This window comes from Qipengyuania intermedia (assembly GCF_019711615.1).
In the GTDB taxonomy this organism is placed as follows: Bacteria; Pseudomonadota; Alphaproteobacteria; order Sphingomonadales; family Sphingomonadaceae; genus Qipengyuania; species Qipengyuania intermedia.
In genome coordinates this window covers 1,049,632-1,062,224 of the sequence record NZ_JAIGNS010000002.1, presented here as the reverse complement: position 1 = coordinate 1,062,224, position 12,593 = coordinate 1,049,632, and the positions used below count along the sequence as shown (strand labels likewise).

Below are 12,593 nucleotides of genomic sequence, written 5' to 3'. Positions count from 1 at the left end.
GATTACCCCTCGATACGAGAGAAGTCGGCGACTTTGTGCACTGCAGCACGGAAGGCTGCAAGCAGCTCCAGGCGGTGTGCCCGCTTGTTTTCTTCATCCGCATTTACCGTCACTTCATCGAAGAAACGGTCGATGGGTGCGCGCAGGGAGGCCAAAGCCGCCATCGCGCCGGAGAAGTCTTCCGCTTCAATGGCCTGGGCGGCCGCCGGTTCCGAAGTCGCCAGGGCATCCATCAGTGCCTTTTCGGCAGGTTCGGGTGTGTAGGAAAGCTCCCTGGCATGGCGCTCGTTCATCTTGGCATCGATCACCGCCTTCATGTCGGGATCGTCGACCAGTGCCAGCGGGTCTTCTTCGCCGGTGCGCGCGATCTCGCCTTCCGCGCCGTGCCAGTCTTCCTTCTTGAGGATGTTGGCGGCGCGCTTGTATCCGGCGAGCAGGTTCGCGCCGTCTTCTGTACCGAGGAACGCGGCGAGCGCCCTCGCCCGACCTTCGACCCGATCGATACGCTGGTCGGGGCGGCCCTGCCAGCTGCGCGAGGCCTGCACGTAGTCGTGGCGCACACCTTCATCGCGCAATTGCACGGCGAGGCGGTCGAGCAGGAAGTCGGCAAGCTTTTCGGCCAAGTTGGGCATGGGCTTGCTTGCCCAGGCATGCGCAACTTCGTCGAGCGAGAGCCTGAGATCGTTTGCTTGGACAAGGCGGAGGTAGCCGAGCGCCGCACGGCGCAGCGCGAACGGGTCCTTCGAGCCGGTCGGCAGGATGTCGATCTTGAAGAAGCTGAGCAGATTGTCGAGCTTGTCGGCTAGGCTCACGGCCACCGTGGTCGGTGCTGTGGGCACTTCGTCATTTGCGCCGACGGGCTTGTAGTGATCGCGGATCGCTGCGGCGACTTCCGCCGGGAGACTTTCAGCCTTGGCGTAGTAGCCGCCCATCAGGCCCTGTAGTTCGGGGAATTCTCCGACCATTTCGGTCACGAGATCGGCCTTGCTCAGTTTGGCAGCCTGACGCGCCAAATTGTGATCGCCGTTGGGAGCCTTGGCGTCGAACACAAGCCAGTCGGCCAGCTTGGCCACGCGGTCGACCTTGTCGGCTACAGTGCCCAGCTTTTCATGGAAGGTGATCCGCTCCAGACCCTTGGCGTGCTCGGCGAGGGTCTTCTTGCGATCGACATCCCAGAAGAAGCGCGCGTCGGACAGGCGGGCGGCGAGGACCTTGCGGTTGCCGTCGACCACGCGCGCGCCGCCGTCTTCCGCCTCGATATTGGCGGTGCAGATGAAGGCGTTTGCGAGTTCACCCTGCGCGTCTTCGCAGACGAAATACTTCTGGTTCACGCGCGCGGTAAGCTGGATCGTCTCTGGCGGGACTTCGAGGAAGTCTTCCTCGAACCGGCCGAGCAGCGGGACCGGCCATTCGGTGAGGCCCGCGTTCTCGATCACCAGCCCCTCGTCCTCTATCAGCGTGAGACCGGCTTCACTGGCAACCTTGGCCGCGCCCGAGCGGATCAGGTCCTGACGTTCCTCATGGTCGACGATGACATGACCGGCGCGTAGCTTCATCGCATAGTCATCAGCATTGCCGATGGTGATGTCGCCCGAATGGTGGAAGCGGTGTCCCAGCGTGACCGAGCCGGAGGTAACGCCATGCACCTCGCATTCGACCACGTCGTCGCCCAGCAGCGCTACGATGCCCGACAACGGGCGCACCCAGCGCAGGCTCTCGGTGCTGATCGAAGCAGCACCCCAGCGCATCGACTTGGGCCAGCTGAAGTCACGGATGATCGCGGGGATCGCCTCGGCGAGCAGGTCCTTCGTCGCGCGGCCCGGTATGTTCTTCACGGCGAAATAGGTCGCCCTGCCCTTCACATCGCGGGTTTCGAGATCGCCCTTCTCGACGCCCGCCTTGCGACAGAAACCTTCGAGCGCCTGGTCGGGAGCACCGACGGGCGGACCCTTCAGCTCCTCGCTGACCGCCTTGGTCACTTCCGGAAGGCCGCGCGCAATCAGCGCGAGGCGGCGCGGCGTCGACCAGACGGTGATCTCGCCGCATTCGACACCGGCGGCATCCATCTCGCGGCGGAACAGCTTTTCGAGTTCGCCGCGCGCACCCGCCTGCATGCGGGCCGGGATTTCTTCGCTGCGCAGTTCGAGGAGGAAGTCGCTCATTTCGACCACTCCGGATATTTCTCGGCCCAGACGGGCGCTTCCTTTTCCATGTGCGCTTCACAGCTGCCGCGCGCGAGGTCGCGGACGCGGCCCATGTAGCTGGCGCGTTCCTGCACGCTGATCACACCCCGCGCCTGCAGAAGGTTGAAGATGTGGCTGGCTTCCACCGCCTGCTCGTAAGCGGCGATGGGGACGTTGTGCGCGAGCGCGTTCTTGCACTCGGCCTCGGCCTTGTTGAACAGGTCGAACAGCGCATCGGTCTCAGCAACTTCGAAGTTCCACTTCGACATCTGCTTCTCGTTTTCGAGGAAGACGTCGCCATAGGAGACGCCCTGCCCGTTGAAGTCGAGATCGTAGACGTTGTCGACGCCCTGGATATACATCGCGAGACGTTCGAGCCCGTAGGTCAGCTCGCCCGCAACCGGCTTGCAGTCGAAGCCGCCCATCTGCTGGAAATAGGTGAACTGGGTGACTTCCATCCCGTCGCACCAGACTTCCCAGCCAAGGCCCCAAGCGCCCAGCGTCGGACTTTCCCAGTCGTCTTCCACGAAGCGGATATCGTGCTTGAGCGGGTCGATACCGATGACGCGCAGGCTTTCGAGGTAGAGGTCCTGGATGTCCGGCGGGCTCGGCTTCAGGATCACCTGGTATTGGTAATAGTGCTGCAGCCGGTTCGGGTTTTCGCCATAGCGACCATCCGTCGGGCGGCGGCAGGGCTGCACGAACGCCGCATTCCACGGTTCCGGCCCAAGCGCGCGCAGCGTGGTCGCCGTGTGAAAGGTGCCCGCGCCCATGCGCATGTCGTAGGGCTGGAGGATGAGGCAGCCATGCGCGCTCCAGAAATCGTGCAGCGCAAGGATCATATCCTGGAAGGATTTTTGGGGATTGCGGTCCATGCGCGGCGCAATGGCGCAAGGGCCAAATCCGGTCAATGGCGCAATACCGCCCCAATCCACTGAGCTAAAGACGGCGCAGGCAGGTTCGATGTAATACCAAACCGGAACGAGTGACGGTTTTTCCGCTTGTCAGGAACGCCCGATGCGTGGTCTGGCAGTTCTGCCGGAGCGATCAAACTATTCGCCCGACTGGAAGTGGAAGAGAATGAAATGAACCTTCGCAAGACTTTCACCGCCGCGGCCTCGGCTTTCGCCCTGCTGTCCGCCTCGGCCTGTGCCTATGGTGCGCCGGTCGAAACGGCGGTCGCGCCCGTAGAAGAGGACTCCCGTGGCCCAGCGATCTGGAGCGTTTCGGATGCCGACACGACGATCTATCTCTTCGGGACCGTGCATGCGCTGCCCGATGGCGTCGAATGGTTCGACGAGGAGATCTCCAGTGCCCTTGCCGCGTCCGACACGGTGGTGACCGAAATCTTGCCCGACGAGATGAACGATCCTGCAAGCCAGCTCGCGATCGCCCGCAAGGCGACGCTTCCGGCCGATATGTCGCTGCGTGACATGCTTACCGACGACGATCGCACGGCTTACGAAAGCGCGCTGGGTTCGCTGGGTATGCCGCCGGGCGCTTTCGACCGGTTCGAGCCGTGGTTCGCCGGAATGACGATGGCAATCCTCCCGCTGCTGCAGAAAGGCTACGATCCCGAAAGCGGCGTCGAGAAGATCATCGACACCAATGCGGGTGCCGAGCGTAAGCGGGAAGCACTGGAAACACTCGAAGGCCAGATCGCGATCTTCGATGCCCTCCCCCAGGATGCACAGATCGAATTTCTCATGGCATCCGCGCGCAATCCCAATGCGATGATCGAAATGGTCGACCAGATGGTCGTCGAATGGATGGAAGGCGATGTGGATGAACTGGCGAAGGTCATGAACGTCGGCCTGACCGACCAGACGGTCGCCAACGCCCTGCTCTACAACCGCAACGCCAATTGGGCGGAATGGATCGACGACAGGATGGACCAGCCCGGTACGGTGTTCATGGCCGTCGGCGCGGGACATCTTGCGGGCGAGAAAAGCGTCCAGTCCTTCCTCGAAACGCGCGGCGTTACGGTTACCCGCATCCGCTGATGAGAGGCTGGGCCGCGCCCCTGCTTTGTGCGCTCGCGCTGGCATCCTGTCAGGGCGAGAGCGGTAGCGCCGGCGCCGATGCAGACTATCCGGCCTTGTGGGAGATTACCGGCCCGGACGATCTCACCGAAGGATGGCTATTCGGTACGGTCCATTCCCTCCCCCGCGACCTCGCCTGGCAGTCGCCGCAACTGGAAGAGATCGCCGCCGATGCCGACATGCTGGTGGTCGAGGTATCGGGCCTCGACGATCGCGGCGGGCTGGAACAAATGTTCCGCGCGCTCGCCTATGACGCCCCGCCCGAATACCCGCTTTATGCCAGGCTCGATCCCGTGTCGCGCGACAGGCTGCGCACTATCGAGAGCCGCGAAGGCGTGGATGCCGGATCGTTCGACGCGATGGAAACCTGGGCGGCGGCGCTTGCGCTGGCGGACTTCGGGCGCGCCCATTCGAGCGAGTTCGGCGCCGACAAGATCCTGCTGATGCAGTTCGATGACCGCGAGATCGTCGAACTGGAAGGCGCGAAACTGCAATTGTCGATTTTCGACGGCCTGCCCGAGAAGGAACAGCGCGACCTGCTGGAGGCGATCATCGAGGAAGTGGCGAAGCAGCCGGAAGACCGCGTCGATCTCGCCGCCATCTGGTCCAGCGGAGACCTGTCCGCACTGGAGAAGACGACCCGCGAGGGGCTGCTCGCGGATCCGGAACTGCGGGAAGCCCTGCTGGTCCGGCGCAACATCGCGTGGGCCGCCCAGATCGAAAACCTGCTGAGCGCTCCCGACAGGCCGCTGATTGCCGTCGGCGCGGGACATCTGTTGGGCGATGGAAGCGTGCAGTGGCTCCTCGAACAACGCGGGTTCAAGGTCCGGCGCATCCAGTAGGCTTCACGCTTGCTTTTGCGCGCGATGCCGCTATACGCGCGCCCTTCGGCGTCATGGTCATCCCTGGAGGCGTGGCGGACCGAAGTACTCAAATGCATTCGAAAGGTAAGCGACATGAGCGATGCTCTGACACTTCCGGCCGAGGCGCGCGAACGGGCTGGCAAGGGAGCCTCCCGTGCACTGCGTCGTGAAGGCCGCGTCCCCGCCGTAATCTATGGCGGCAAGGAAGAACCCACCCTGATTCACGTTGAAGCCAAGGAGCTGGTCAAGCAGCTCGACACCGGCCACTTCATGAACTCGATCGTCGAAATCGAACTCGGCGGCAAGAAGATCAAGACCCTTCCCAAGGACGTGTCGCTCCACCCCGTCAACGATCGCCCCGAGCACGTTGACTTCTTCCGCATGGTCAAGGGCGGCAAGATCGAAGTTTCGGTCCCCGTCGTCTTCACCAACGAAGAAGCGTCGCCGGGCCTCAAGAAGGGCGGCGTTCTCAACGTCGTCCGTCACGAGCTGGAACTTGTCTGCGAAAACGACAAGATCCCGAGCGAGATCGAAATCGACGTCACCGGCAAGGAAGTCGGCGATTCGATCCACATCAGCGAAGTTACGCTGCCCGCAGGTAGCGAAAGCGCGATCACCGATCGCGACTTCACGATCGCAACCCTCGTTGCTCCGTCCGCTCTGAAGAAGTCGGAAACCGAAGAAGGCGAAGACCAGACCGGCGAAGACATGGAAGCTGGCGAAACCGCCGCTACCGAGCAGGGTCCGGACGCCGACGCGGCCGAGGAACAGGAAGACAAGAGCGAGTAATCGCCTCTTCTTCCATTCCGGAAAAATCGAAACGCCGGGCTTCCTATCGAAGTCCGGCGTTTTCGTTTGTGCGCATGATGCGATAGGCTGGCTGGCGAACAAGGAGCCAAGCCCATGCCATCGATCAATCGCCGCACTCTCCTCGCAGGTGCCGCCGCCACCGGCGCCCTCGCCGCTGCCGCTGCGCGCGCGCAGGGTAACAGCGTCAGCGCGGCGCCCGACCTGTCCGGCCAAGCCATTCTCATTACCGGCTGCTCCAGCGGGTTCGGCCGCCTCAGCGCACTCCATTTCGCCGAACTCGGCGCAAAGGTCTTTGCGACAATGCGCAATTTGCCGCGGCCTGAAGGCAACGAATTGCGCCAGCTTGCCGCGGACAAGGACCTAGACCTCCATGTCATCGAACTCGACGTGCTCGACGACGAGATGGTCCTTGCCGCGGTTGCCGAAGCCGAGCGGATCAATGGCGGACCCATGGACGTGCTCGTCAACAATGCGGGCATCGGGATTACCGGCCCCGTCGAAGTGCAGGACATGGAGGCGACGAAGCTCGCTTTCGATACGAACGTATTCGGCTATCACCGGCTGGTGCGCGCGGTCCTGCCGGGGATGCGGTCGCGCAAGAGCGGCCATATCTTCAGCATCTCCAGCCAGCTTGGCCGGGTCATCATCCCCTATGGCGGACATTATTCCGCGACCAAGTTCGCCGTCGAAGCCATGGGCGAACAGCTCGCCTACGAGTTGGTGCCGCACAATATAGAGGTGACCGTGATCGAGCCGGGCGGCTATCCCACGAAGGTCTGGGTCAACCGCAATCGCTATTCCGGCGATCTCGCGGCCCGGGCGAATGCGCGGCATACGGATGGCTATCCGCAGGTCGTTGCCCGGATGGGAGAAGAAGACGGCTCCGGACGGTCGGCCGATCCGATGGATATTCCCCGCGTGATGGCAAGCATCCTTGCCATGCCGCCGGGAACACGGCCCGTCCGCCAGCCCGTCAGCGGCGGAAGCATCCCGCAGACCGCGATCAACGAGGTCAGTGCGAAGACACAGGTCGACTGGCTTGGCGGCTCGCCTTTCCTCGGTCCGCTGGTGAAGGCCGTGCACGACTGACGCAGCGACTTGCCCTGACGCGCGCAGGCTTTATGGCGCTGGCCCATGCAAATCTGGACAGGCCTCGGAAATCCCGGACCCAAATACGCCCTTCACCGGCACAATATCGGGTTCATGGTATGCGACGTGATCGCGGAAATGCACGGCTTCGGCCCGGTGCAAAAGAAGTTTTCCGGCTGGGTTCAGGAAGGCCGCATCGGGACCGAAAAGATCATCCTGCTCAAACCCGCGACCTATATGAACGAAAGCGGCCGTTCGGTCGGCGAGGCGCTGCGGTTCTACAAGCTGGAAGTGGAGGACCTGACCGTCTTCCATGACGAGCTCGACCTCGCGCCTTTCAAGATCAAGGTCCGCCGCGGCGGAGGCCTTGCCGGCCACAATGGCCTGCGCTCCATCAACCAGCATCTCGGGCCGGATTTCCGCCGCGTGCGAATCGGTATCGGCCATCCCGGCAGCAAGGACCGGGTGACCGGCCATGTCCTCGGCAATTACGCGAAGGCGGAGATGGACGATCTGACGGATATGCTGGCCGCCATTTCGGCAGAGGCGGACTGGCTCGCGAAGGGCGACGACGCCCGATTCATGAGCGAAATCGCGCTTCGCCAACAGGTTGACTGAGCGCGCGCAGGCCAAGTGTGTCTCCAAATGAAACAACCTGCTTTTTGCCGTTTCACGAAATGCAATTTTAGTGACAGGACCAACGAACTTGGCTAAAGGCGAATTTACCTTTCGGTGGGGACGGTTTGATGAACACGCGTAATCTTGTTTTCTCGGCAGTTGCAGGTCTCGGCCTTCTGGCCTCGACTCCAGCAGCGGCAGAACCGATCCTGCTCGACGCAAACGAAGTCGGCGAAAGCTTTACCATCGATTTCGATGGCTTCGTGAACGGCGATGTCACCGTGCCCGGCCTGAGCTCGCAGCTCATCCTCACGCTCACCTCGATCGTCGGCAACGTCTACAACTTCGATTATTCGATGACCAATACGAGCGATACCGGCTCTGGCGTCGATGCCCGTGTGTCCAGCTTCGCGTTCAACACCGATCCCGAAATCAGTGGCGCGACCAGCACCGGCACGTACAACTTCACCAATACCAATAGCAATTATCCGAACCAAATCGGCACCGTCGATGTCTGCTTCCAGGCAGCCAACACGGGCTCGTGCGCCGGTAACAAGGGTGGTGTTTTCGGCGGCGAAACCGGCACCGGCACGCTGGCGCTTTCGTTCGCCAGCGCGCTCACCAGCCTGACGCTCGACGATTTCTACGTCCGCTACCAGTCGGTCAGCGGCGCTGGCGACATCACTTCGGCAAGCGGCCGCCAGGTCTCGACCAGCACCAGCTCGGGCAATGAAGTGCCGGAGCCGAACATGATGCTGCTCTTCGGCCTTGCCGCCCTGATGATCTTCGCCGGCACCCGCCGCCGCCGCGAAGTGAAGCCGGCAGCGGCGACCGTATCCTACAGCTAATCCAGTTCACTAGGGGCTAACGGCACGCCAACTTCGGTTGGGGTGCCGTTTGCTCGTCCGGCCCGGGCTACTGCTTGCGCGCAGCCGCCAGGCGCCGCGCTATGCGGGCGTTGTCAGGATCCAGAGCAGCCGCCTTTTCCAGCATCCGGATGCCGCGTTCACGCGAACCCGTCTCGACCAGCAGCGTGCCTGCCGTATCGAGGATCGAAGCATTCTGGGGGGATGCCTTCACCGCTTCGAGCGCCAGCTTTAACCCTTCGTCTTTCTTGCCCAAACGCGATTTCGCATAGGCAAGATTGTTCAGGACCATCGCATTGCGCGCCCCGCCACGCTCAAGGATAGCCTCATAGCTTGCCTCTGCGCTTTCCCATTGCCGGTTGCGTAGCGCCTGGTCGGCCTTGGCCAGCTCGCCGCCGACCCACTGCGGTGTGACCTGCTTCGCGCGCGAGGCGTAGTCGGCGGCTTTGGGACTGCCCAGTTCCTTCGCCGCCTCGGAAGCGAGCGCCAGTTCCTGCGGACGGGCATCGGGCCTGATGGCGACCAGTTCGATCGTGTCGAGCGCGTCGCCGGCGCTGCCTGCCTTCAGATGCGCCCGCGCAACGAGAACCCTGAGGTCGCGCCGCGACGGATTTGCAGCGAGCATCGGCTGCAACAAGGCAAGCGACTGGACCGGATAGCCAAGCTCCAACTGGGCCTCACCATAGGCCAGCCTGAGGCCCGGACTTTCGTCCATTTCGCCTTCGTACCGCTGCAGGATGTCGCGCACTTGTCCCCAATCCTCGTCGCGCGCGGCGAGCTTGGCGCGCAGCAGTTCGATGGCCCGGTTCTCCGGCGCTTCCTTGGCAAGACCCGCGACCAGCGGCGCCGCTTGCTGGAAGTCTTCCATCTCCACCAGCACCTCGGCCTTGCCGAGCCGCGCTTCGAAATTCGCCGAATGCAGGCCGAGCGCAGTCTCGTAAGACCGCAAGGCCACAGGAAGCCTGCCCTGCGCGCGCGCGACGAGCGCGGCGGCGAGTTGCGCTTCGATCGAAGCCTTGTCCACATTGATAGCTCGCGATGCCAGTGCTGCGGCCCGTTCGGTGTCGCCGCGCGCCAACTCGAAACGGGAGTAGGATGCCAGCAAGCGCGGGTCCTGGCTTTCGCGCCCTTCCCCTTGTGCAAATGCCTCGGCCGCGCCGTCGATATCGCCCTCCGCCAGCAGCGCCAGCGCGCGGATCCGGTCGGCACCCGCCAGTTCCAGACCCTCGACCGATGCGGCCGCCTCTTCATAGCGGCCGCGCAGAATTTCCGCCTCGCCGCGGAGGATAGCGAATTCCGGCCGCGTCCTGTCGCTTTCGGACAGGCGGTCCAGGGTCACCACCGCTCCCTCGCCATCGCCAAGTGCAATCTGGGTGCGCGCAAGCATGGCCCGCATCTCCACATTCTCGGGTTTTTCGCGAAGCCCCGCGATCAGGGCGACGCGTGCAGCGCGGTAATCGTGCTGGGCAAAAGCTTCCTCGCCGCGTGCAAAACTGCTGTCCGGATCGGGCGAACAGGCGGCCAGCGAAGCGGCGATGGCGAAAAGCGACAGGAAGGAGGGCGTTCTGGTCATCCGCTAAGCCTAGCAAACAAGGTTAAACCGATCGTGAAGCTGGCAATCGAGAGACCTCACGGCTAAGGGCAGCCACATATCACTATATCCGGAGTTTTCGATGGGTTTCCGTTGCGGGATCGTCGGCCTGCCAAATGTCGGCAAGTCTACCCTTTTCAATGCATTGACCGAAACGCAGGCCGCACAGGCTGCGAACTATCCGTTCTGCACGATCGAGCCGAATGTCGGCCAGGTCGCAGTCCCTGACGAGCGGCTCGACAAGATTGCCGCCATCGCCGGTTCGGCCAAGATCATCCCGACGCAGTTGGCGTTCGTGGATATCGCTGGTCTCGTGAAGGGCGCCAGCAAGGGCGAAGGCCTCGGCAACCAGTTCCTCGGTAACATCCGCGAAGTCGATGCGGTGGTGCATGTCCTGCGCTGTTTCGAAGATGACGACATCCAGCACGTCGCCAACAAGGTCGATCCGATAGCCGATGCCGAGGTTGTCGAAACCGAGCTCATGCTGGCAGACCTCGAAAGCCTGGAAAAGCGCGTACCCAATGCGGAAAAGCGTGCGACGGCAGGCGACAAGGAAGCCAAGCTGATCGCCAGCGTGCTCGGCCAGGCGCTGGCCCTGCTGCGCGACGGCAAGCCCGCGCGTCTCACCGAACCCAAGGACGAGGAAGAGGCCCGCGTTTTCGAACAGGCGCAGCTTCTGACTGCGAAACCCGTGCTCTACGTTTGCAACGTCGGTGAAGAAGACGCCGCGAAGGGCAACGATTTGTCCGCGCTGGTGTTCGCCAAGGCGGAGGCCGAAGGTGCGCAGGCCGTGGTGGTTTCCGCCGCCATCGAAAGCGAGCTGGTGGCGATGGACGCCGACGATCGCGCCGAATACCTCGCCGAACTGGGTCTCGAGGAAAGCGGCCTCAGCCGCGTGATCCGCGCCGGTTACCGCCTGCTGGGTCTCAATACCTTCTTCACCGCTGGCCCCAAGGAAGCCCGCGCCTGGACCTTCCCCGAAGGTGCCAAGGCCCCGCAGGCCGCTGGCGAAATCCACACGGATTTCGAGAAGGGCTTCATCCGCGCCGAAACCATCGCTTACGACGATTACGTCGCGCTCAATGGCGAAAGCGGTGCCCGCGAAGCCGGCAAGCTGCGCCAGGAAGGCAAGGAATACCTCGTCCAGGACGGCGATGTCATGCTGTTCAAGTTCAACGTCTGATACCGGAGTACCCGGAATGAAGCGCTCGCTCCCGACGGCCCTCGCCCTTGCCATCCTCCCGCTCGCGGCAGGCTGCGCGCAGCAGGTCGAAACTATAGCGTCCGCTCCGGCGGCTGTTGCGGAGCAGCGCGAGCGCATGACGATCCTCGTGTCGATCGACGGGTTCCATCCCGACTATCTTGACCGCGGCTTGACGCCTACTCTGTCCGCCCTTGCCGATGGCGGCGTCACCGCTTCGATGCGTCCGTCGTTCCCGACCAAGACTTTCCCGAACCACTGGACGCTGGTGACCGGCCTCGTTCCCGACCATCACGGGATCACGGCCAACCGGATGGAAGACCAGGGTCGACCCGAAGAGCCCTTCACCATGGCGACGGTCGATCCCTATTGGTGGAACGAAGCCAAGCCGGTCTGGGTCGAGGCGGAAGAAGCCGGCATTCGCAGCGCGGCCATGTTCTGGCCGGGCTCTGCCGTTCCATGGGGCGGCACGGCGCAAGGATGGGGCCCGGTCTCCGACGGCGTCCTGCCGAGCGACTGGCAGCAGTTCTCGATGCAGATCTCGAACACCCAGCGCGTGAACGCGGTCCTCGACTGGGCGAGGCGTCCTGCCGATATCCGCCCCGAATTCGTGACACTCTATTTCGATACGGTCGACACCGCCGGACATGATGGCGGCCCCGATAGCGAAGAGGTAAATGCGGCGCTGCGCGACGTGGACAGTCACATCGCCCGGCTGACGGCGGAATTGCGCAAGCTCGGACAGCCGGCCGATCTCGTCATCGTTTCGGATCACGGCATGGCGGCGAGCAGTTCCGAGCGCGTCATCGCCCTCGATGAAGTGCTCGACGAGGGCCTCTATCGCCTCGTCGAAGCTGGGGCATACGCGACCTTCGAACCGACGGAAGGTAACGAGGCCGCGCTGGTGAAGGCACTGGTCGATACCGATCACCCGAAGATGGAATGCTGGGAAAAAGTCTCTATCCCGGCGAAGTACCAGTACGGCACGCACGATCGCATCCCGCCGATTTTCTGCCTCCCGGAAACCGGGTGGACGATCTCCAGCTCGCGTCCGGAAAACGAATGGACCGGCGGAAGTCACGGCTTCGACAATTTTGCGCCAGAAATGGCTTCCCTGTTCATCGCCAACGGTCCGTCTTTCCCCGCAGGTCGCCAGCTTGCATCTTTCCAGAACACCAGCATCGCGCCGCTGCTGCGTCATCTGGTCGGATTGCCGCAGGCCGACCGCGCCGACGGCACTCTGGAGCCATTCATGGCCATCCTGTCGCAATCTAAATAAGCGCAGCTTCGGAACGCATCGCCCCCTCTTGCCGTTAGGCATGCAAAACAC

At 63.0% G+C, this 12,593-nt stretch carries 11 protein-coding genes; 8 read left to right on the top strand and 3 right to left on the bottom strand.

From position 1 onward, the window contains the following. Positions 1–2 precede the first annotated feature (2 nt). Positions 3–2,162, bottom strand: a complete 2,160-nt coding sequence (gene glyS / locus K3179_RS11535; RefSeq protein ID WP_221565240.1) for a glycine--tRNA ligase subunit beta — start codon at positions 2,160–2,162, stop codon at positions 3–5. Next, positions 2,159–3,058, bottom strand: a complete 900-nt coding sequence (locus tag K3179_RS11530; RefSeq protein WP_221565238.1) for a glycine--tRNA ligase subunit alpha — start codon at positions 3,056–3,058, stop codon at positions 2,159–2,161. Before K3179_RS11530 ends, glyS begins: the two co-directional genes overlap by 4 nt. Before the next feature lie 210 nt (positions 3,059–3,268). On the opposite strand from K3179_RS11530, the gene K3179_RS11525 reads away from it, so the two are divergent. From K3179_RS11525 to K3179_RS11500, 6 genes are all read left to right on the top strand, one after another. Then, a complete protein-coding gene (locus K3179_RS11525) occupies positions 3,269–4,186 on the top strand; it encodes a TraB/GumN family protein (RefSeq protein WP_221565236.1) in 918 nt (305 codons plus the stop codon). Continuing rightward, positions 4,186–5,067 carry a TraB/GumN family protein gene (locus K3179_RS11520; protein WP_221565234.1) on the top strand — a complete coding sequence of 294 codons (882 nt, stop codon included), beginning with the start codon at positions 4,186–4,188 and terminating at the stop codon, positions 5,065–5,067. Before K3179_RS11525 ends, K3179_RS11520 begins: the two co-directional genes overlap by 1 nt. A gap of 114 nt (positions 5,068–5,181) precedes the next feature. Further along, positions 5,182–5,877 carry a 50S ribosomal protein L25/general stress protein Ctc gene (locus K3179_RS11515; protein WP_221565232.1) on the top strand — a complete coding sequence of 232 codons (696 nt, stop codon included), beginning with the start codon at positions 5,182–5,184 and terminating at the stop codon, positions 5,875–5,877. Positions 5,878–5,991: 114 nt separating this feature from the next. Then, complete coding sequence (locus K3179_RS11510) at positions 5,992–6,987, top strand: SDR family oxidoreductase (protein WP_221565230.1); 996 nt, start codon at positions 5,992–5,994, stop codon at positions 6,985–6,987. Positions 6,988–7,032: 45 nt separating this feature from the next. After that, positions 7,033–7,605, top strand: coding sequence for an aminoacyl-tRNA hydrolase (gene pth / locus K3179_RS11505; protein WP_221565228.1), 573 nt, complete (start codon positions 7,033–7,035; stop codon positions 7,603–7,605). A gap of 128 nt (positions 7,606–7,733) precedes the next feature. Continuing rightward, positions 7,734–8,453: a cistern family PEP-CTERM protein gene (locus K3179_RS11500; RefSeq protein WP_221565226.1), complete on the top strand. Its 720-nt coding sequence runs from the start codon at positions 7,734–7,736 to the stop codon at positions 8,451–8,453. Positions 8,454–8,520: 67 nt separating this feature from the next. Here K3179_RS11500 and K3179_RS11495 read toward each other — a convergent pair whose 3' ends face one another. After that, positions 8,521–10,044, bottom strand: a complete 1,524-nt coding sequence (locus K3179_RS11495) for a tetratricopeptide repeat protein (RefSeq protein ID WP_221565224.1) — start codon at positions 10,042–10,044, stop codon at positions 8,521–8,523. A gap of 100 nt (positions 10,045–10,144) precedes the next feature. On the opposite strand from K3179_RS11495, the gene ychF reads away from it, so the two are divergent. Together ychF and K3179_RS11485 are read left to right on the top strand one after the other, a co-directional pair. Then, positions 10,145–11,245, top strand: a complete 1,101-nt coding sequence (gene ychF / locus K3179_RS11490) for a redox-regulated ATPase YchF (protein ID WP_221565222.1) — start codon at positions 10,145–10,147, stop codon at positions 11,243–11,245. A gap of 16 nt (positions 11,246–11,261) precedes the next feature. Beyond that, positions 11,262–12,542 carry an alkaline phosphatase family protein gene (locus K3179_RS11485; RefSeq protein WP_221565210.1) on the top strand — a complete coding sequence of 427 codons (1,281 nt, stop codon included), beginning with the start codon at positions 11,262–11,264 and terminating at the stop codon, positions 12,540–12,542. Positions 12,543–12,593: the final 51 nt, after the last annotated feature.